The sequence below is a fragment of the Sutcliffiella deserti genome (assembly GCF_020037475.1).
GTDB classification, from domain to species: domain Bacteria; phylum Bacillota; class Bacilli; order Bacillales; family Bacillaceae_I; genus Sutcliffiella_A; species Sutcliffiella_A deserti.
The window spans coordinates 331,880-353,037 of the sequence record NZ_JAIQDB010000002.1 but is presented as its reverse complement, the minus strand read 5'-3'; the positions used below and the strand labels follow the sequence as shown (position 1 = coordinate 353,037).

The 21,158-nt window shown below is 38.6% G+C and carries 17 protein-coding genes; 3 read left to right on the top strand and 14 right to left on the bottom strand.

The window, feature by feature from the left end; genetic code table 11:
- Positions 1-605 precede the first annotated feature (605 nt).
- From K9B36_RS06955 to K9B36_RS06945, 3 genes are all read right to left on the bottom strand, one after another.
- Positions 606-1,448, bottom strand: coding sequence for a DegV family protein (locus K9B36_RS06955; protein ID WP_399201490.1), 843 nt, complete (start codon positions 1,446-1,448; stop codon positions 606-608).
- Between the two features lie 319 nt (positions 1,449-1,767).
- On the bottom strand, positions 1,768-2,478 hold the full coding sequence (locus K9B36_RS06950; protein WP_223701295.1) for a response regulator: 711 nt from the start codon (positions 2,476-2,478) through the stop codon (positions 1,768-1,770).
- 26 nt (positions 2,479-2,504) lie between these two features.
- The gene (locus tag K9B36_RS06945) at positions 2,505-3,647 is read right to left on the bottom strand and encodes a sensor histidine kinase (RefSeq protein ID WP_223701294.1); all 1,143 of its coding nucleotides are present in this window, start codon (positions 3,645-3,647) and stop codon (positions 2,505-2,507) included.
- Between the two features lie 666 nt (positions 3,648-4,313).
- Here K9B36_RS06945 and K9B36_RS06940 point away from each other — a divergent pair.
- From K9B36_RS06940 to K9B36_RS06930, 3 genes are all read left to right on the top strand, one after another.
- A complete protein-coding gene (locus K9B36_RS06940; protein WP_223701293.1) occupies positions 4,314-4,955 on the top strand; it encodes a YigZ family protein in 642 nt (213 codons plus the stop codon).
- Between the two features lie 84 nt (positions 4,956-5,039).
- Positions 5,040-5,702 carry an SH3 domain-containing protein gene (locus K9B36_RS06935; RefSeq protein ID WP_223701292.1) on the top strand — a complete coding sequence of 221 codons (663 nt, stop codon included), beginning with the start codon at positions 5,040-5,042 and terminating at the stop codon, positions 5,700-5,702.
- 1 nt (position 5,703) lies between these two features.
- Positions 5,704-7,293 carry a SpoIID/LytB domain-containing protein gene (locus tag K9B36_RS06930; RefSeq protein ID WP_223701291.1) on the top strand — a complete coding sequence of 530 codons (1,590 nt, stop codon included), beginning with the start codon at positions 5,704-5,706 and terminating at the stop codon, positions 7,291-7,293.
- A gap of 53 nt (positions 7,294-7,346) precedes the next feature.
- On the opposite strand, the gene K9B36_RS06925 is transcribed toward K9B36_RS06930, so the two are convergent.
- From K9B36_RS06925 to K9B36_RS06875, 11 genes are all read right to left on the bottom strand, one after another.
- Positions 7,347-8,111: an LCP family protein gene (locus K9B36_RS06925; protein WP_223701290.1), complete on the bottom strand. Its 765-nt coding sequence runs from the start codon at positions 8,109-8,111 to the stop codon at positions 7,347-7,349.
- A 231-nt stretch (positions 8,112-8,342) separates the two neighbouring features.
- On the bottom strand, positions 8,343-9,209 hold the full coding sequence (galU, locus tag K9B36_RS06920) for a UTP--glucose-1-phosphate uridylyltransferase GalU (RefSeq protein WP_223701289.1): 867 nt from the start codon (positions 9,207-9,209) through the stop codon (positions 8,343-8,345).
- A gap of 31 nt (positions 9,210-9,240) precedes the next feature.
- On the bottom strand, positions 9,241-10,239 hold the full coding sequence (locus K9B36_RS06915) for an NAD-dependent epimerase (RefSeq protein ID WP_223701288.1): 999 nt from the start codon (positions 10,237-10,239) through the stop codon (positions 9,241-9,243).
- A 15-nt stretch (positions 10,240-10,254) separates the two neighbouring features.
- On the bottom strand, positions 10,255-11,100 hold the full coding sequence (locus tag K9B36_RS06910) for a glycosyltransferase (protein WP_223701287.1): 846 nt from the start codon (positions 11,098-11,100) through the stop codon (positions 10,255-10,257).
- A gap of 86 nt (positions 11,101-11,186) precedes the next feature.
- Entirely contained in the window at positions 11,187-12,281 is a 1,095-nt protein-coding gene (locus K9B36_RS06905) for a glycosyltransferase family 4 protein (protein WP_223701286.1), read from the bottom strand.
- A 301-nt stretch (positions 12,282-12,582) separates the two neighbouring features.
- Positions 12,583-13,821 (bottom strand): hypothetical protein, encoded by a 1,239-nt coding sequence (locus K9B36_RS06900; RefSeq protein ID WP_223701285.1) that lies wholly within the window; start codon positions 13,819-13,821, stop codon positions 12,583-12,585.
- A 149-nt stretch (positions 13,822-13,970) separates the two neighbouring features.
- On the bottom strand, positions 13,971-16,103 hold the full coding sequence (locus tag K9B36_RS06895; protein ID WP_223701284.1) for a carboxypeptidase-like regulatory domain-containing protein: 2,133 nt from the start codon (positions 16,101-16,103) through the stop codon (positions 13,971-13,973).
- Positions 16,093-16,356 (bottom strand): hypothetical protein, encoded by a 264-nt coding sequence (locus tag K9B36_RS06890; RefSeq protein ID WP_223701283.1) that lies wholly within the window; start codon positions 16,354-16,356, stop codon positions 16,093-16,095. Before K9B36_RS06890 ends, K9B36_RS06895 begins: the two co-directional genes overlap by 11 nt.
- 789 nt (positions 16,357-17,145) lie before the next feature.
- Positions 17,146-18,519 carry a phenylacetate--CoA ligase family protein gene (locus K9B36_RS06885; protein WP_223701282.1) on the bottom strand — a complete coding sequence of 458 codons (1,374 nt, stop codon included), beginning with the start codon at positions 18,517-18,519 and terminating at the stop codon, positions 17,146-17,148.
- A gap of 3 nt (positions 18,520-18,522) precedes the next feature.
- Positions 18,523-19,815 (bottom strand): lipopolysaccharide biosynthesis protein, encoded by a 1,293-nt coding sequence (locus K9B36_RS06880; protein ID WP_223701281.1) that lies wholly within the window; start codon positions 19,813-19,815, stop codon positions 18,523-18,525.
- Positions 19,816-20,001: 186 nt separating this feature from the next.
- Positions 20,002-21,123: a glycosyltransferase gene (locus K9B36_RS06875; protein WP_223701280.1), complete on the bottom strand. Its 1,122-nt coding sequence runs from the start codon at positions 21,121-21,123 to the stop codon at positions 20,002-20,004.
- Between the last annotated feature and the right edge of the window lie 35 nt (positions 21,124-21,158).

Here is a 21,158-nt window from a genome sequence, read left to right as displayed (position 1 = left end):
GGAGAATCACCCCTGCCAACGCGTTTATTCGGTAGAGTTCTGGCACGCTTGGATGCGGTATTCCAGTGTTGTGTAACACTTCTCGGGATTTGCGCACGGAACTCAGTTTTTTCGTACCATTTCTCGGGATTTGCGCACGACACTCAATTTATTCGTAACACTTCAGCAAACTTGTGCACGGAACCATTTTATCCAAAGCTCATGACAATTTTTGCACAGGGATCAGAATATTATGCGCAACTTCCAGGGTTGCACCTCCAATCTTTTACATGAAATGCTGTTTTTGCACTTCATTTGGAGTGAATTCCCCACAGAACCAGTTGAGTGTAAAGATTTCTTGGGGGACATGCTCGCTGCATTCCAGTGTTGCGTAACACTTCTCGGGATTTGCGCACGGAACATGATTTATTCGTAACACTTCAGCAAACTTGTGCACGGAATGCATTTTCACCCATAACTCATGGCGATTTACGCACGGCACCAGATCTCATGCACAGCCAACACTCCACCGAACTTGCGCACAAAGCATTTTAACCACCACACCAACAAAAAAACACCACACTCCTAATGAATGTGGTGTTCCCTTCATACTATACTAAACTCCACTAACGCTTATACCACCCAAGGCCCATTGCACCCTCGCCCAAATGAGTACCAATAACAGGCCCAAAATAGCTTAAATAAAACTCCACATGCGGGTACTTCTCCTCAAGCTCCGCCTTCATCTCTTCCGCTTCCGCATCACGGTTGGCATGAATTACAACAGCACGCATCGGAACACCCAAGGAAGCATCTTCATCGAACAAATCATAGATGCGCTTTAAAGCTTTCTTACGCGTACGGACTTTTTCAAAAGGAACAATTTTCGTATCAACGAAATGAAGGAGCGGCTTCACTTGTAACAAGCTTCCGAGTATTGCCTGTGCACTGCTCAAGCGGCCTCCCCGCTGCAGGTGGGAAAGATCGTCCACCATAAAATAAGCCCGGTCAGACTTTTTCATTTCATTTAAACGTGCGATAATCTCCTCAGGTCCCTTTCCGTCCAAAGCCATTTCAGCGGCTTCTAGAACATAGAAGCCTTGGATCATACAGCTGATTTCGGAATCAAAAGCGTGGACCTCGATGTTTTCTACCATTTCACCTGCTGCCACTGCCCCTTGAAACGTACCGCTGATGCCACTTGAAAGATGGATGCTGACTACCGCATCATAATTTTTCGAAAGTTTCTCAAACAACTTTACAAACTCTCCAATTGCCGGCTGAGAAGTGGATGGAAGGACCTTCTTGGTTTTTACTTCCTCATAAAACTGATCAACTTTGATTTCGACCTCTTCCTGATAGGATTCTTTATCAAAAATCACATTAAGAGGAATCATATGTATGTGATGCTTCGCGCGAATATCTGCTGGGATGTAAGCCGTACTATCCGTTACTATAGCCGTTTTCATAATTTGTGGTCCTTCCTTACTCATATTTCTTATTATATATAGATTGTACAGGAAAACCCCGTAAGTTTCACCAACTCTAAGTAATTAATCTTTATAAAAAGGGCTTTGTTAAAGATGAGTGTTGATCATAGTACTTCCCAGCGATGATTGGAGCAAAAGGCGGAGACTCCCACGGGAGATAGCGGAATACTTGCGACCCCACAGGCGAAGCCGAGGAGGCTCCAGCACCGCCCCGTGGACGCGTAGCCTTTTGCGGAAATCAATAGCGGCGTTTAACATAGCCATAAAAAAAAGCCCTGGAGACCAAAACTCTCCAAGACTAACGAACCTCGGCCCAGCCGTTTTTAATTGCAACAACTACAGCTTGTGTTCGGTCATTTACATTCATTTTTTGCAATATATTACTTACATGATTTTTTACCGTTTTTTCGCTGATGAAAAGTGCCTCACCGACTGCTTTGTTGCTTTTTCCATCTGCAAGAAGCTGAAGAACTTCGCATTCTCTGCGGGTTAATAGGTGTAGCGGGCGGCGAATCTCTACTTGCTGGTAAGCCAATGTAGCTGTTCCGCCTCCATTTTGGGCACCATTTTCTGTTAGGCGTCGGTATTCCCTAACCAGGTTATGTGTGACTCTTGGGTGCAGATAAGAACCACCATCCGCAACTACTTTGACCGCCTCCACAAGAGCATCTGCATCCATTTCCTTCAACAGATAGCCCCGTGCACCTGTTTGCAGGGCATGGGTAACGTAATTTTCATCATCATGGATGGAAAGGACAATCACTTTTGCATCGGGATTCGCTTCCACAAGCTGCTTTGTGGCCTCTACGCCGTTCATTTTCGGCATATTTATATCCATTACAATAACATCAGGTTCATGCTTATTCATCAGTTCCAACGCTTCAATTCCATCTTCACCTTCAGCTACCACATGAAAATTAGCTTCAAAATCCAAGATCCGCTTTACACCTTCACGGAAAAGTTGATGATCATCAATTATAACGATTTTTGTTGTCTTTGTTGTATCCATTCCCTCTCATCCTCCCAGATCTCTCTTTAGCTTAAAGGAATTTGAATATAGATCGTAGTCCCTAACCCTGGCTTCGATTGTATCTTCAACTCTCCGCTGATTAGTTCTACCCTTTCTTTCATTCCTAATAAACCAAACGACTTTTCTTTTTTTTCTGTCGTATCGAACCCAACTCCATCATCTTTTACGATGACAGTAATTGAAGTAGGTCTTAACTCGAGTTTCACATGGATATGTGTTGCTTTCGCATGCTTTATTGCGTTTTGCAATGATTCCTGAACTAAACGAAAAATGGCTACTTCTAAGTTGGCGCTAATTCTTGTTTCATAGCCTCGGTGAAAAAATTCCACACTAGGCTTTCCGTTATTATAATCCTCAATGGTTGTGATATACTTTTTCAGCGTTGGAATCAGCCCTAAATCATCTAAAGCCATCGGGCGTAAATCGTAGATGATTCTCCTTACCTCATACAAGGCGGAGCGAACCATCACCTTAAGAGATCGAATCTCACTAAGCGCTTCCTCTGCCCCGCGTTCCCGATAGGTTCGTTCAATCAAATCGGAACGCATCATGACATTTGCCAGCATCTGTGCAGGTCCATCATGAATTTCTCTCGAAAGCCTTCTTCGTTCTTCCTCTTGCGCTTCCATAATTTTAAAACCAAACTCGCGCTTCTCAGAGGCATCAGCAATCATTTGCCCAACCTGCTGTAAGTCACTTGTTACGTAGTTCAAAATTACTGACACCTGACTGACAAGCCTGTCTGCCTTGTTAATTGTTTCTTCTAAATTCAGCAGCCTGCGTTCGATTTCATTTCTTCGATTGCGTAACTGTGATTCATTTTGTGAAGTAGTATGTAGTTCTAGCTGCAGTTCATGTGCATAATCATAGGCATGCTTAATCTGATCTTCTGAGTAGTTTTTGAATTGCCTACTTACTTCCGACAGACGGTTCCTTGCCAAGCGAACCTGCATTTCGAGTTTTTCCTGCTTGTGAATTAGCTGAGCAACCTCGAGCTTTACTTCATTTAACTCAGCAGCAAGAGCTTCAAATTCTTTGCGGGAGTTTTCTCCGATTTCAAAAATTTCATCTTTACTTACTTCCACAGTCTTTACCATATGCTCAATAATCGTGTCTAATTGCTTTGAGTTTATAACTTTACGAGTCATAGGACATCCTCCAAAAGACCCTGTATTCTTAAAAGAATATCGGGATTACTTCCTTCTTTTATAGTTCATTGTGCCCAATAAAACTCATGACACTACATGGTATAGATTTCTTCCTTCCCCTGAGTTTTTTGGGGGTATTGTCGGATTTTGTCTACACTTTATTATATCGGATAAAAACTTTACTTATATAACATTAGCATTACATTTTTATTAATCATGGTTCATTTTACAATTGATGTATTTTTCTATAATGTCTACAATGAATAATATATTTAAATACTTAGCTGATTTAGTGTGGTCCTGTTTTAAACTCTCTAGGGCTGTACGATTCAGATGCTTATCAAAGAAGGATGTTTCCTCTTCAGCTGTCGAGGTCTCTGAGTATATAGATGTTTTAATAATTTTTCAACAATTGTAAAAGAGCAGGATCGGAACGAAAGCGTAGACTCCTGCGGGAGATAGTGCTTAGGGAAGACCCCACAGGCGTTAGCCGAGGAGGCTTCCAAGCGCCCCGCGGACGCGAAGCCTTTCGTGGAGAGAAACAGCGGTCTATAGCTGCACACATAAAATCCTTTTTCAAAGGTCTAACCCCTATTCCCCACAAGAGTCTCTAGCCTGTAATATATCATTACAAGGAACACTATATAGAAAGGAGCGATGTCCTCTATGCTATCTAAATACTACACCGTTAAAGGATACGGAGAGCATGAAACAGTTATACAAAAATCAAGATTTATCACATACCTCAACCGAGCAACTACCGAAGAAGATGCGCAAGCTTTTATCCAAGAAATTAAAAAGCAGCATCGAAACGCTAATCATAACTGTTCCGCTTATATCATTGGGGAACATGATCATATACAAAAAGCTAACGATGACGGGGAGCCAAGTGGAACGGCTGGTGTTCCAATGCTTGAAGTGTTAAAGAAAAAGGGATTAAAAGATACTGTAGTAGTAGTTACCCGTTATTTTGGTGGAATTAAACTCGGTGCTGGGGGCCTGATACGGGCATATGGAAAAGGGGTTTCCGAAGGTCTTTTGCATACTGGAATAGTAGAAAGAACATTAAAGATTGTGATGCACATCAAGTTTGATTATCCCCATCTTGGGAAGGTAGAAAACGATTTAAGGACATCTGGTACTTATGACCTATTAAATATTCTCTATAACGAAAAAGTTGAGATTTTAATATTAATTGAGTTGGAAGAACAAGAGAGATTCGTGGAACATATTACCAATCTATTGAATGGAAAGGTTGATATATCTAAGGGAGAAATGAGATATAGTGAAAATATTGTAGAAATATGACAAAAAAGGTACTTTACCCTCTTCTTTTCTAGTTAAACCTATTATATAGTTTAAAAGATTAGAAAAATTTTTAGGGGGATAATTTTGAAAAAAACAATCATTATCGCTATGTCAGCCTTGCTTATTGGAACTTTGGTAGGATCATTATTCACAACTAGTACAAGCGCATCATCAAACTTTGTAATAGCGAGCGTCGAATGGGTTAATGCACAATTAAATCCTATTAAAGACAGGATTACTAACCTTGAAGAGAACGCAGGTAACTCAGGATCGGGTCAGCCTGAAGAGTCGGTAAAAGTTATATCAAGTGGATTTACAGGATTAAAGATAGTCGTTTCGAGAACAGCGAATATTAGAAGTGGCCTATCTACATCCACTCCAGCCAAGATAAACAATTCTCCTTCCGGTACAGAATTTCATTATCTTCAAACACATTATGATCAAAATGGTAACATGTGGTATGAAGGTACATTCTTAGATGGAACAACTGCTTATATAGTGGCATCACATTCCACAATCGAGCTTCCTTCTGCTTCCTCTTATTCTCATGTAGTGTTGAATAAGGATGCAAATATTAGAAGCGATAAATCCTTTAATGGTAGCGTAGTTACTCAACTTAAGAAAAGTTCCGTTGCTACCTATATACAAACGCAATCAAATAGCAGAGGCGAAACTTGGTATCAGATCCGACTCTCAGATGGAACAACTGCATGGGTTATTCAACACGCGGCAGAAGTGGTAAGATAATATGATGAAGAAAATGCTTCTCATTCCTTTGCTTTGTGCAGCATTAATTTTTCAACCTGCCAATGCAGATGCAGCAACAAAGACTGCTTATACGGAAGAGGTAAAAGTTTCTATTTACCGCTCTACTTCTCCTACTGCTACCATCACTGTAAAGGGCAACTATGCTGTTGATTCAGCATATCTGTCCAAAAGATTTATTGAACATAATACAACTTTAGCAATCACAAGAAGCGGCGGCCATCTGACGGTTGGATTTGGAAGAGCGTCTGCTACTTCCGGTTATGACATCCCTGTAAACGAATACCAAGGAGCCATTATCACTGCAGCTTCAGGTCCTGTTAATATACGCGAGAATGCGACAACTAACAGTCCGGTAGTTACTTCTTTAGATAATCGTGAAGCAGCGGAGTACTTGGGAGAAAGTAAACAAACAAACGACGTCCATTCTCCCTGGTATAAAGTAAATGTCAAAGGGATAACAGGCTGGATTGCATCTAGTGTTTCAAGTGGTCCCATAACCTATCCTCAGACGCTCGGGAGAAATTATTCTACCTTTCAAGTTGGTGGCAGAGAATATAGAGGATCTTTTATCGTTAAGAAATTTGGTACAAATGGAATTGAAATTATAAATGTCCTTGGAATTGAAGATTATATTAAAGGCGTAGTTCCTAATGAATCGTATCCTTCCTGGCATATGGAAGCGTTAAAAGCTCAAGCGGTTACTGCTCGGAGCTATGCTTACGCCTCGGGAATACTTTCAAACACAACCAGCAGTCAAGTGTATAATGGATTCAGTTCGGAACACTCTAGAACGAATGATGCGGTTGATGCAACGAGAGGGGAAGTCGTGAAATATCAGGGAAAACCTATTATGACCTTTTTTGGGGCAGCTAGCGGGGGGGTGACAGCAAATTACGGAGACGTTTGGGCAAGCAGTGGTCACAAGTCGTACTATTCCTCAGTGGAAGATCCTTATGAAGCACAGGCAATTGCCGAAGCGGGAGCATCTGTAAGAAGAGCACATAATTGGACTTTCAATTATAGCGCCACCGACTTGCTTACCGAGTTTGCTCTAGTCACTAAACAAAATTTTTCTCCAACCGTCTTACTACAAGAGATGGAAATTGCAAAAACTGGAGCCAATGGGGAAGTTAGTAGGGTAACTTATACCACTTCTGACGGAGCCTATACAAGAACTGGGAACGAAGGACAAATACGTGCTATTTTCCCTTCCGAAGCAGCCTTTTATCATATGCTCCCATCCAGTATGTTTAATGTAACCTACACTAAAGACTACAAGGTAAAATTGATTAACCAGGATGTCGAGGCATTTAGTGTACTAAATCAAAAAATACAACTGCCAAGCGGAACACAATCCATCACAGGTTCGAATGTGAATATTATGTCTGCTTCAGGGACAATTTCAAAACCTAGCGATCCAAAATCCATAACCATTTCCGGTGGTGGTTGGGGTCACCGAATAGGAATGAGCCAATGGGGTGCCCAAGGATTTGCTAAATTCGGTAATAAAAATTACAAAGAAATATTGGCACACTATTACACTGGAACAGAAGTATCAAAACAGTATTAATAACACAACGTAAAAGCCCCCTAATTCAAAATGAATTAGGGGGCTTTTACGTTTTAATCTATTTCCAAATGGGCTTTTAGCTCAGCAACTACTTCCTCTAAAGAAACAGGATCAATTTCGTAATAGTAGACGCCATCTATTCTGGTATCAGTACCTGCGAGACTAACACTTTCAATATTTGAGCTATTCACACCTGAATAGGTTCGAAGGAGACTAATCATATTATTAGTTTTTAAACTTGTCGTAACATTATCTCCAATATGGCTTAAAATATCATCCATCTCGAGTAACAGCTTCTGTGGAGATGCCGCATCTACTGCTGCTGATATAACCTGTTTTTGACGATCGATTCTTCCTAGGTCTCCACGTGGGTCATATCTTCTCATTCGAACATACGCCAGCGCCTCATCACCTGTTAAAGTATCAATACCTTCAGCAAAATAAACACGTTCCCCTGTACCTGCCACTGTTTCAGAGAAGTTAAATGGAACATCAACCGTGACACCACCCAGCTCATCTACAATCTGAACAAACGCTTCAAAATTAATGGTTGAGTAGTAGTCAATTGGGATATCTAATAGATTTTCAATCGTATTAATCGCCATATCCGCTCCGCCGAACGCAAAGGCATGATTAATCTTGTCGTATGTTCCATGACCCGCTATTTCCACATAGGAATCACGCGGGATGCTTAGCATTTTGATGGTCTTGTCATTAGGATTTAAGGTTAAGATTATAATGGTATCAGTTCTTCCGTTCGCTCCTCCACTGGAATAGTCCTCTATTCCGAATAAAGCGATGGAAATAGGTTCTTTCATTAGAGACACATTTTCAGTTCTTAGCTTAGAGTAATCTCCTCTTTCCAATTCTGAATGCGTGTTTTGTATTGTGCTCAATAATCGGTATGCATAGAAGCTCCCGATTAGTATGATGACTAAACAAAAGGATAGAACATACTTAAGGATCCTTTTTTTGTTCAGCTTTTTCCTTCTCACAGCTCTACTATTTTTAGTCATTATTCATCTGCCTTATTTTAGAATAGGTAGAAATTAATTCATTATCTTCTTTAAATAGTTTTTTACTTCCTCTTGAAGGTCTTTTCTTTCAAGTGCAAATTCGATTTGCGCTTGAATAAATCCGAATTTATCTCCAACATCGTATCGTCTGCCCTTGAAATCATATGCTAATACTGCATTAATAGTATTTAGTTTATTAATTGCGTCTGTTAGCTGTATTTCACCACCTGAACCAGGTTCTTGATTTTCCAGAATATCAAAAATTTCAGGTGTGAGAATATAACGTCCCATTATTGCCAGGTTAGAAGGCGCTTCCTCTTTTTTAGGCTTTTCCACTAAAGAGTCAATATCGTATACATTTGCACTCTTTTGGTCTGCTGGAGCGATAATTCCATATTTGGACACTTCTTCATCCGGGACAGTTTGCACCCCTACTACAGAGGATTGGTATTCATTATATACATCGATTAACTGCTTAAGGCATGGAACCTCTGATTTTACAATATCATCGCCTAGAAGGACGGCAAACGGCTCATTGCCGATAAATCTGCTGGCACATGAAATGGCATGGCCTAAGCCTTTAGGTTCTTTTTGACGAATATAATGAATATTCGCTAGGGAAGATATTTGCTGCACTTCCTCAAGCATATCCATTTTCCCTTTTTTAAAGAGTGTCTCTTCCAACTCATAGGACTTATCAAAATGATCTTCTATTGCCCGCTTCCCACGTCCACTTACAATAATAATGTCTTCGATACCAGAAGCAACTGCTTCTTCAACTATATACTGAATCGTTGGTTTATCTACGATTGGCAACATTTCTTTCGGTTGTGCTTTTGTTGCTGGCAAAAAACGAGTTCCTAAACCAGCAGCAGGAATTATGGCTTTTCTTACCTTCATTCTAAACACCTAATTTCTTTTAGATTATATTTTATACCTTATAATAGTCCTTGTACCATGCTACAAACTTCTCCAGGCCGTCATTAAGGCTCGTGGAAGGTTTGAAACCGACTGCATCTGTTAGATCTTTAATGTCAGCATAGGTCGCTTCTACGTCACCAGGCTGCATAGGCATAAATTCAATGTTAGCCTTTTTCCCTAAGTGATTTTCTAAAATGTGGATAAAATCCATTAAATTTTCCGGTTGATTGTTTCCAATATTAAATACTCGATATTTTGCTTTACTGTTATAACCCTCATCTAAGGTTGATACGGTTTCTGTTTCTGGAATATGATTTGTAAGGCGCACAATCCCTTCCACAATATCATCAATATAAGTAAAGTCACGCTTCATTTTTCCGTTATTAAATACTTTGATTGTTTTACCTTCAAGAATATTTTTCGTAAATGAAAAATAAGCCATATCCGGACGCCCCCATGGACCATAAACAGTAAAGAATCTAAGTCCAGTCACAGGGATTCCATATAAATGACTATAAGTATGAGCCATTAACTCATTTGATTTTTTCGTTGCAGCATACAGGCTGACAGGATAATCCACCTTATCTTCAACGGAAAAAGGCATTTTAGTATTAGCGCCATAAACAGAGCTGGAGGAAGCATAGATTAAATGCTTGATCTCATGATGTCTGCAGGCCTCAAGAATATTAACGAAGCCAGTGATGTTGGAATCAATATAAGCATACGGATTTTCTAAACTGTATCTTACACCTGCCTGCGCAGCAAGGTTAATTACAGTATGAATGGAGTGCTTTTCAAACACTTCAAACACTTGCTCTTTATTCGCTAAATCCAATTTATAAAAGGTGAATTTCTCGTTATCCAATAAACTCAGTCTATCTTTTTTTAATTGAACATCATAATAATCATTTACATTGTCCATTCCAACAACTTCGATACCTTCTGCAAGAAGCCTTTGAGTTAAATGGTATCCAACAAAGCCCGCAGCTCCTGTAACTAAAATCTTCAATTTTCTACACCTCAATTATTTTTTTGTTTTCTGTGTTTTCTGTCTAGGATCAATATATTTGCTATATTTCATTAGCTGACTGGTAACAAAAGATGGCATAATTCCTAGCAATATTGGGATGGATACTGCAGTCATTCTTTCCATAGGGGTACTTTCTATAACTCGCGTACCTCTCCACCTAATTTTAGCGTCCAACCATCTGTGTTTAATGCCTCGCTTTTTTGCATGTCCAGTTATTACACGATAAAGCATTAAATATTCGGGAATATTGGCTAATTTATACCCTTTACCAATGAACCGAAACCATAGATCGATATCCTGGGCAACCCTATAGCTGGTATTATATCCTGTAACATCCTTAAGATGTTCTGTCTTCATTATCACAGAAGGATGTATCATCGGACTTGCTTTGACAATCACCTTTCTGATATTAAAGTGGTCTGTCGGCACCCTGCGATCTCGAATAAACGTGCCATTCTCATCAATGTCCTTTGCCCACGTACCAAGAACGCTAATCTCCGGGTGTTCCTCTAGGTATTTCATCTGCTTTTCCAACCGTTCCGGTAAGCAAATATCGTCTGCATCCATTCTAGCAGCATACGGAGTGTCCACCGATTCTAAAATTTCATTTAACGACGAAGTCAACCCTGTGTTTTCTTTATGAATATTAATTAGTTGGAAGCGTTCATCCCGCTCACACCAATTTTTCACTTTTTCTAACGTATGATCTTTTGAGTTATCGTCAATAATTTTCACAAGAAAGTTTTTGTAGGTTTGATTTGCGATACTTTCAAAAGCTTCATCAATTGTTGTATCACAATTATAAGTTGATATCATAAATGTTACTAAAGGCTTTTCCATTCTAATCCTCCAAGCTATCAATAACTGCTGTATATTTTTTCAAAAAAAGGGCGTTTAGAGGTTATCTATCCGCCCTTAATTATTTATTAAGTTCTTCTTTGAGGTATAGAGCCAAAAAACACTCTGATCTTGCGTATCAAGGTTAATAATGGTCTATAGCTATTATTGATAAGGGATAACTTCTCTATTAACAGTTGTATTACAATTAATAAAGCAAGGAAAATAATTGACGATCCAAGTAAGTTTGCTTTGTAGAATGAGATTGCAGATATTGCAAAATAGGTCGCAATCGCATAGATGAATAACACCGCTTTTCTATGAGTAAAGCCTACAGCTAACAAACGATGATGCAGATGATTCTTATCTGGCGCCATAATCGCCTGATTATTTAACTTTCTTCTTATAATAGCGATTAATGTATCAGTAATTGGTACCCCTAAAATGATAATAGGGATGATAAGTGTAACAAAGGTTACCTGTTTCAAACCGATCAATGACCCTACCGCTAATAAATAGCCTAGCAGTAATGATCCGGTATCACCCATAAAAATTTTAGATGGATGAAAGTTGAAATATAGGAATGCTAGGGTACTGCCCATAACCGCTAATGCCAATAACGCGACCATTGTATTACCAATAATCAGAGCCATGGTAAATATAGCAGAAAATGCAATAATAGATACGCCTGACGCCAAGCCATCCAAACCATCAATTAAATTCACAGCATTTGTAATACCGATAATCCATACAAGCGAAACAACAAAAGCAACAATCCAGCTTATTTGAATGTCTCCTGCGATGAATGGTATTGTAATAACTTTAATTTGTATTCCGTTTAGTAGTACTACAAGGGCGGCCACTAATTGGCCAGTTAATTTCACAATAGGAGATAATTCAAATTTATCATCTAAAAATCCAGTAATCACAATAATTGTGGCACCTATTACAATGCTCCACGGCAAGGAAACTCCAACAAAAATGGCTGAGTAAAACGCAGCAAAGATAAATCCACCATATATCGACAATCCGCCCAATCGAGGCTTGCTCTCTGTATGAACTTTTCTTGCGTTTGGTTTATCTACTACGCCAATTTTCCTGGCAAGCTTGATGACAGCTGGTGTCAGCATGAAACTTACTAAGAACCCTAGGACAAAAACTATGATGTAATCTACTACAGTCATTTACTTACACACCTCTTTTGCTGACATTTCTACATATTCTGCATTACACTTATCTTAAGCAAAATAATCATAACACAGGTCTAGAAAAAACGTCTACTATAATAATTTAACAAAGTGTGTATTTATATTGTGCTACTTATCCTGTTGTTCTACTTAAGCAAGTATTGGTATATCACCATTGCTCGCTTTTTTTTATACACATGCTTTGCAATTACTCTGCCTCTACAACCATTTCACTCATATTAAGTTCTTGTTACAAGAACAGACAAAATGCCTGTTCTTTTTCGTTTTTAAGATCAGATTAATTAACCTTACTTTCTCTATACCCATTATTTTTAATTTCTCTCTCAAAAACAGCAATTATCATGGAAGCAAAGAGTACAAATACCATTTTTGTCATGATAGTTGTGGTAACAGAACCTAATAGTAGAAACAAAAGGCAGAATATAGCAAAACCTCTTACTTCTGGTTTGTCATAAAGATATTTTTTAGCTCGGTAATAAAAGACTATAAATGGAGTGGCGAATAATAAATACCCGATAATACCAAATTGCATCATCCTCATTACAAGCTCACTATCGATATACCTTATATTAAGGGTTTCTAACGATTCTAATGTAATTCTTCCTCCAAACAATCCATTAATAGGATTGAGGCCCTCTATAAACCACTGATACATTTTCATCCTGTGGCCAATTGAGTGGCTTCGGAATTGACTTCCACCAGCAACCAAATCTTGAAATGTGGTTGTAATCCACCAATTGAAGAATGGGTTAAGGAAAAATAATGCGACAAACAATAGCAAAGAGGAGACACTGATCAAAGAGAATCTCTTCAAGATCGTTTTCCATCCTGCACCCTTTAAGATAAAGCTTCCACCTTCAAGTATGATAATCGTCAAGATTGCAGCTCTCCCGCCGGAAATCCCTGCGACAAAGAGCGCCATCAATATGTAAAAGTATTTATATTTGGGTTCCTTAATCGAAAGGTATTTAGCTATAAAATAAATTAGAAATCCATATAAAGCCGGGTGGACTAATAAACCTGCAGGTCTTGCAAGTATAGCGGTAATCGCGGTCGAAGGGCTTGCGATATTACCTTTAGCATAAAGATCGTAGTAAACCTTAATCACATGGGCAAAAGGAGGAAAAGCTTTTACCAATATAACTAAAATTACATTAACGTAAAAATATATTTTTAATAATTCATGGTTAAATTTTATCTTAGAAAAAATCGGAATCAAAAGTAAGTACATGATTGGAAAAACAAAGTAGGAAATATCTTTTAATGATAAGGAACCTTTTACTATAGAAAGAAAAAGTCCATGACCAATAAAGTACACTGCGCTTAATGTAAGTGCAAGCAGGTATTCCTTTGGAAAAGTATTCCTAAAGGAGTTGACCGATAAAGGATAAATATTATCTTTATATCGGTAAATATAAAAAATTATGCCAACCGGTAAAAATAATAAGAAAGGCATATTAGAAATTGTTAGTATTGGAAATAAGAGAATCAGTAAAACACAAACTATAAACCACATAATAGCCTCCAGATTTTTCTAAGTTAGTTAAAACATTATAATTTTAACATAAAGATTCTATAGTTGATATACTTAGCAAATAAAAAGGACGTTACGTAAACACGTATGTCCTTTCTATTTATACTGACGAGAAATTTTAAAAAAAGTTGCTATTTTGCATAAGTTAGGACAGATCTCCAAAAATCAACTAGATAATTATTCGGACTTTCCCCTAGCCTCTCCTCTAGTTCTTTCGTCCTACCTGTAGTAAAAAGGGAATTAAATTCTTCCATCTGCTCTTTATCATAATGTTTCATAAGTTCTCTAACCTTTGCTTCCCAATCTAATCTTGAGTTAGAATAGTTGCTTGCTATTTCTAATGTCTTCTTACCTTCTCCTAAAATCAATTCAGTTAACCCCAGATGTACAATTGCTAAATCACTTTGGAAATCTTTCACGTATAGTTCATCCGCAAGCCTTCTTGCTTCATTAACATTACCTTGGCTGTACTGACCTTTAATATAGATTAGCTCCGCAAACAAATTATATTGATCTAAACGATTGTATTCATTATAAGTACGGTCCAAAGCTTCCCATGACTTTGTGTAATAATAAAACTCCATCAGTTCACTCAATATTTCTATGTTAGGCGAAATTTCCGCAAGTTCCACCAAGTACGGTTCTTGCTTGAGCAGCTGATCCACCCTATCATACTCAAGTTCATGAATGCTAAGAGTACGCACCATATTAATGGAATGAGCATCAGTTGGGTCTTTCTCTACATTATTTTTGTATTCTTCTAAAGCCTCTTCCACATCTCCGTCTAAAAGGGTTTCATCTGCAGACGAAATCTCTTCTTTATTGACGGAAAAGTAAGGCAAGTTATGTTCCTCTTCAAACTTATAACCATTGCTTCGACCAACCATGAATCCTTCCTCATTGTATGCCGTTACATACCAATAGAAAACGGTTGAAGGGTTGGAAAAAGCCAGCATTGCTTCATAAACTCTAGAAGCATTTCCTTTTTGAATGCCAAGACGCTTGAGGCTCATTTCTTCTTTGCTTACCACTAACTCATTTGTTCGTACATCAGGAAAGACAAGTGTGCTTGTTCCTGCACCTTCAATACCAAAACTAATGGCATAAGAGAACGCACCCTCGACCTCTTCCCAACTGAACCTGATATTATCCCCTGATACTTCTTCATAATTGACAGGTGAAGTCAGTTTAAGTAACGGTGCAAGTTCAATATTGACTTCCTTATCTTCACCATTCACTTCGATAGGATAATTTAATTGGCTTTGGAAACTTTCATCTGTAATATGATCATAATCAAGTCCAATCACCAGTTTATATCTTCCGGGTAAAATGTTATCAAAACTAAAACGACCATTTTCGTCTGATATCACTCTATATTTTAATGCCTGACTTAATTGCATCGATCCTTCTGGATGATTTACAAGATATACACCAGTACCGTCAAGCATTTCTCCGTTAAAATCTATCGTTCCAGAAACTGTGCTTGGCTCCGGTTCATTTCTTAGCATTTGTCGAAGTGCTTTTACACTTGATACATAGGATTCATCTGCTCTAATTTCATTTTCATCCAAATACTCCTCAATTGCTGCAATAGTTTCGAATGCTTCGTCATGACTATCTTTCCGTATCAATAGCTCTGCTTTAGTCTTCGCTATACTTAGATAAAAGTTAAAGCCAAAATCCTTTTGCAATAGCTCGTCCGAAAAAGCAAGGGCTTCATCAAACTGACCATCTGTAATCTGTTGATGAAGGATAATTTGTGAAATACCTGGACCATTGATCGAATCTTCTTCATATCGCTCGAAAGCGTCCAAGAGTATTAACTGGATTTCTTCTGTATTATTAGTTTTCCAACCGTATGCATTTAAGATTTTTGCTACTTTAATGACGTAGCCCGCATCAATCTCTGAATTCTCCAGGTAATAGTAGAGATAAGGAAGTTTTTCCTCCATGCTCATAAAATCTATGTTTTTCTTCACAGGTGTAGCAATATTAGGAGGTGAAATAAATACCTCATTAAATTCTGAATAACTATGCTTTACGATAAACGTTTCAATTAGTTCATTTTTTTCTTGCTTATTAATTTGATTACTCTCCAATAACTCGAAAAGCCGTTGTTTACTCATCTCTTCCCCATTTGCCAGCCCTGTTTCGATACTTCTAGCCTCTATTTGAGGCTGAATGGAATACAAAGTAAATGAACCTACAAGAAGGGCTATTAGACCTGTTATATAGAGTTGTTTACTAGTAATTTTAATCTGCATTTTTTTTCACGACCTCTGAGTAATTAGTTTGCCAGTAGGTATTTACATCAACGGTGATTAATTGATCAACAGGTTTTGGTGATCTAGTACTTTCTGTTGTAAGGGGCATGAGTAAGAGACACAGGATAGAACCGATTAGTACAATACCTATAGTGGTAAGAGTGACTCTTGAGATGGTGAGTTCTTTGGTTTTTTTAAAGTTATTCAGGTTTTTTTTATAATCGTTTATTGGCTTTAGTAGATTTTTTAGCATATGTTTTCCTCCAGAGAAGGTAATTTACTTTGTTGTTATAGTCCACCGGTAGTGGGAAGTCGCTACATTAAAATAGATAGGTTACTGTTTGAACTCCCTGTTCCTTTTCGTTCTAGGTGATCGCTTTCCGCGGGGCGGTGCGGGAGCCTCCTCGGCTAAAGCCTGTGGGGTCTCCCGTCTACCGCTACCTCCCGCCGGAGTCGATCACCTGCCACTCCAATACACAGGGTGGACTACTTTAGAGATGATGAGGTATTTCCATTCTTTATCTTGGTTGGCATTGAACTAAAGGACTACGCTGAATAGAGAGGGTACCTTTTTAACTCCCTGTTCCTTTTCGTTCTAAGTGACCGCTTTCCGCGGGGCGGTGCGGGAGCCTCCTCGGCTGCGCCTGTGGGGTCTCCCGTCTACAAGCGGCCGGACGCTGGAGTCGATCACCTGCCACTCCATTCCACAGGGGGACTACTTTAGAGATAAGGTTATTTTCTACCTTGATTATGGTAGGTAGTTTCTATATAGAATTTTAATCTATAAGTAGGTAAGACTGTTTAAAAGACCTTTAAAGACCACCCATTGAACTTTTGGTTTCCATCTGTGGATCGGAACGAAAGGCGGAGACTCCTGCGGGAGGTAGCGCTTAGGGAAGACCCCGCAGGCGTTAGCCGAGGAGGCTTCCCAAGCGCCCCGCGGACGCGAAGCCTTTCATGGAGAGAAACAGCGGTCTATAGTACAACCCTCCATCCACTAGGTAGAGCATCCATGCCCTTTCAGCCAAGAATCAACAACCAATCAATAGCTTTCTACTTTTGAAATAGTATAACGGTATTTCCCTGATGGTAAAGGCGGGATGTCTTCTGTAAATTCAATATCTACTTGACATTGTTTTCCCATAACCAGTTGGATTTTTTCCTTCATTTGATCTAAGTTTGCTTTATATTTAATTAGTGGATCTTTTGTTTCATCTTTAAGGACGATAAGGATTTTAACCAAGCTTTTCTCTTCCTGAACAACTTGGAACCTTTCTATCCATTCATCAAACAGTACTACCCCCACAATATGAATAAAATAAGCCGGATCAACGATACCGCCATCTTCTCTAACAAATACATCTGTTGTACGGCCTGTAATTTCCTTAAAGAGCGGCAGTCCTCTACCACAGCTACACTCATTTTCGGACCAGACAGCCAAATCCCCGATTTTATAACGTAAGAGCGGCATAGCGAAGTTGGAAAGGGACGTGACAATTACCTCTCCGGTTTCACCAGGGGCTGCAATGTCACCGTCATTTTTAATTAATTCGACATAGTGTGTCCCCATTGAAACATGAAGGCCCTCATGCTTTTCACAATCACATGCCACATCTGCTACTTCTCGTGACCCATAACGATTGAATACTTTAGTCTTAAATACCGTCTCTACTTTCTCCCGCATATGGGGATAAAGATTACCAGCAGATGTCATAATAGCCTTTGGTGAATGAACTTCAAGGTTTTCTTTTTCAATCAATCGTGCCAGTTCATATATACTGGACACATAGGAGGTAATAAGACTAGGCTTGTACTCATTAATTTTTTTTACATAGTCGAGCATATCTTCTGATGTCATCTTAAAGGAGTTCAGCCAGATTTCATTTCTGACAAAGTTGATTAGGCGCCTTTGGACAGTTTCTTTGCCTTGAAATAAATCCCGCTCCGAACCCCAAAGCAAAGCCTTCTTATCGCCGACTTCGTAGCCTGCCCATCGGTCAAATAACATCTTGTTCGCTCGATTATAGTCTTTATAATAGGTGTCTTGAATTAACTGCACAGGTTGACCTGTGGAACCGCCGGACGAATTTTTGTACCATTTTCGTTTATCAAGGTCCTTCGACTTCATGTTCTCGAAATTCTTTTTTATATCTTCTTTTGTTAAAATAGGAAGATTGCTGTAATTCTCAATAAAGATGTCGCCATTTTCATTTGCAACTCCGTGATCTACGAGGAGTTTTTTATAGTATGGTACATTTTCAAAGCAATGCTTCACTAATTTGATAAGTTTTTGCTTTTGTATCTCTTTCACTTCACTGGAACTTTTCCATTGTATTTCTTCTAATTCTTTAATAAAAGTAGGGGTATCACTTGTTACACTTAAGTTTGTATTCCATAAGCCATTTCTCCAACCCATCGATTAAACTCCTCCTTCAACTCTGTTATGTTGGCGATTTCTTACTAAATAAATCGCTCCAAGTATAAGAACAAGATTGAAAACCGCTCCTGCGACACTATATAACGCAATGCTTGTTAATGCAGTATAATATAGACCGCCAATCACAATCGTTAGTGTTCTAGCGATAAATAGTAAAATTTCATAATACATCAGATATTTTTGATAGCCGTATACCTGAATGACAACGAATGAAGGCGAATTGACAAACCCGACAAACAACCACAAAATCATCCATTGGGCATATCCTCCGGCCTCATACCATTCACTCCCAAGGGTAAATGCAAAGAATGGTTTCCCCCAGATTGCAATGATAATTGATGGAATAAATCCAATTACAGCCAGGCCAGCAGTCGCCTTGATTAATATTCGGTAAACATTTTCATTATGATTGAAAGCATGTGACGCCTTTTGCAGGAAGACTTGTTTCACGGACTGTCCTATTAAGGTAATTGGCATATTCAAGAGTCGGTGAGATAAAGAATACAACCCGACTACTTCCGGACCGAAATAGAATGCTAATAGAAAGGCCGGTATATTTTGTGATAGAGAATTAATAAATGCTTGTGGTGCACTAAATTTAGGGAAATCTTTATATTCTTTAGCAACCTTTTTACTATTTTCTACACTTATGCTTTGCTTAACAGGTTCCTTGTATTGTTTCATAAAATGAGCAAGCAGGGTTATAAATGAAACGATATGACCAACCACATATCCGATGACGAGACCTAAAGGAGTCGCATATAATAATCCCATTGGTATTTGAACTCCCAGTGTACCAACAGATCTTAAAGCCTTGGAGGACGCTACTCTTCCGAAATGTTGTTTTCGTGTATACCAATAGTTTAAGCTTTGAAAAACACCTGATGCAAATATACTAACAGGCAGCCACCATAACCATGGCTTCAATTCAGGTGAACCCATTGCTTGTGAGAACATATCACCAAGCAGAAGTACAAGTATAATACTAACTATGGTTGTTAAACCGACACAGATCATGGAGACGAATAGGACATTGGATGCATCCTCATCTTCTTTAGGCAACACGATCGCTAATTCATATCTCCATGTAGCGATTACAGATAATATAATTACAATAGAAGAAAAGAGTGTAAATATCCCAAATGATGCAGGATCATATAATCGACTCAGAATGGGAGCTGCCGCTACGAGCAACCCTTGAGAAATAGCAGTTCCTGACATAAGGACAGCTACATTTTTAGCAAAAGAACCTTTTTTTAGTTTTCCTTTTAACACAATTAGCACCTTCTAAAATTTAGGTAGATTCATCTTGATTATTATATTACAAGTACTAAGGATTTCATAAAGATTTATGACTTTATAACAAATTATGATAGCAAAGTAATATACTCATTATCTTTTTTACCCAATATATAGAGTAAAAGTCCCCATGTTTTATTACAAAGGGACTTAATTAGACTTTTATTTTCGTTTGTTCATTTCTTCTAAGTAAATCTTTTGATAGTTTCTCGACATAACCTCTGAACTTAAATGATTATGAATGATGGCAAGGGCCGCATTTTGGTACTGATCATCCTCTATATTCATTTCTTCTATTAAATTGAATTTCTCCGTCAATTTGTGCGCATTTCCTGTTTCGAAAAGAAACCCGGCTTGGTCGTCGTATGCAAGAATTTCCTTGTGAGGACTTATATCAGAGAGACATGTCGGTAAGCCCACAGCCATGGCCTCCAATACTGAATTGGGCAACCCTTCTGCTTTGGAAGCAGAAACAAACCAGTCAGAAGCTTGCAGGTAATCATCCACATTTGATACTCTACCAATTACTTTAATATTTTGGTGCTCTTCCGCTAACCTGTCACAATTACTTCTTAACGGGCCATCTCCTACAAAAAGCAGAATAGCATTTTTCGCTATTTTGCTTTCGATAAAAGCATTCATTATTAGCTCAGGGTCTTTTCTGCTGCTCAAATGACCAACAGAGATGAAGATTCTTTTATCCAAAGGCAACCCGAGTTTCTCTTTAAGCTGACTTTTCATCGTCTTGTCCACTGGACGGAACTCTTCTGTATTAACCCCATTTTGGACAGCAGTGAGCTTTAAACCTTTTCCAAGCAAGTATTCCGCTACACTTTTTGAGCAGGCAACAGGCACATCAATTTCTTTTAATACTTTCATCTGTACGTTGGCCATAACGGTTCCGAGCACTTTTCCATATGTCATTTTGTAATCATAATGAGGATAGTTTCGAATCGTCGTAATTCTTAAGTACTTTTTCAGAGAATAGGCAGAAATGACATCTGCTCTAATACCTTGAGTCTGCACAATATCCGTATTGTTTTTCTTTAAGATCTCCTTAATTTTCGAAGCAGCTTTGTAGCTCTCATTTCGAGATAACTTAAGCTGATGGATCTTAATGTTATTGGCTAAATATTTATTAATGAACGTTTCTTCCGGTTCCGGGGAAAGAGTAATAACCTCAGCTTTAAATTTTGTTTCATCCAAATTTTTAATGATATTGAATAATTGATTCACTGGACCACTTCTTTTTAAAGTGGAAACAATATAGGTTATCTTAATCATAGTTCTCCCTTCGATATCTACACACATGCTATAAA

Bases quoted from the DNA above. Each gene is read 5' to 3' on its own strand.
- K9B36_RS06955 (WP_399201490.1), bottom strand. From the start codon at position 1,448: ATGAAAACGGCTATAGTAACGGATAGTACGGCTTACATCCCAGCAGAT.
- K9B36_RS06950 (WP_223701295.1), bottom strand. From the start codon at position 2,478: ATGGATACAACAAAGACAACAAAAATCGTTATAATTGATGATCATCAA.
- K9B36_RS06945 (WP_223701294.1), bottom strand. From the start codon at position 3,647: ATGACTCGTAAAGTTATAAACTCAAAGCAATTAGACACGATTATTGAG.
- K9B36_RS06940 (WP_223701293.1), top strand. From the start codon at position 4,314: ATGCTATCTAAATACTACACCGTTAAAGGATACGGAGAGCATGAAACA.
- K9B36_RS06930 (WP_223701291.1), top strand. From the start codon at position 5,704: ATGATGAAGAAAATGCTTCTCATTCCTTTGCTTTGTGCAGCATTAATT.
- K9B36_RS06925 (WP_223701290.1), bottom strand. From the start codon at position 8,111: ATGAAAGAACCTATTTCCATCGCTTTATTCGGAATAGAGGACTATTCC.
- galU (WP_223701289.1), bottom strand. From the start codon at position 9,209: ATGAAGGTAAGAAAAGCCATAATTCCTGCTGCTGGTTTAGGAACTCGT.
- K9B36_RS06910 (WP_223701287.1), bottom strand. From the start codon at position 11,100: ATGGAAAAGCCTTTAGTAACATTTATGATATCAACTTATAATTGTGAT.
- K9B36_RS06905 (WP_223701286.1), bottom strand. From the start codon at position 12,281: ATGACTGTAGTAGATTACATCATAGTTTTTGTCCTAGGGTTCTTAGTA.
- K9B36_RS06900 (WP_223701285.1), bottom strand. From the start codon at position 13,821: ATGTGGTTTATAGTTTGTGTTTTACTGATTCTCTTATTTCCAATACTA.
- K9B36_RS06895 (WP_223701284.1), bottom strand. From the start codon at position 16,103: ATGCAGATTAAAATTACTAGTAAACAACTCTATATAACAGGTCTAATA.
- K9B36_RS06890 (WP_223701283.1), bottom strand. From the start codon at position 16,356: ATGCTAAAAAATCTACTAAAGCCAATAAACGATTATAAAAAAAACCTG.
- K9B36_RS06885 (WP_223701282.1), bottom strand. From the start codon at position 18,519: ATGGGTTGGAGAAATGGCTTATGGAATACAAACTTAAGTGTAACAAGT.
- K9B36_RS06875 (WP_223701280.1), bottom strand. From the start codon at position 21,123: ATGATTAAGATAACCTATATTGTTTCCACTTTAAAAAGAAGTGGTCCA.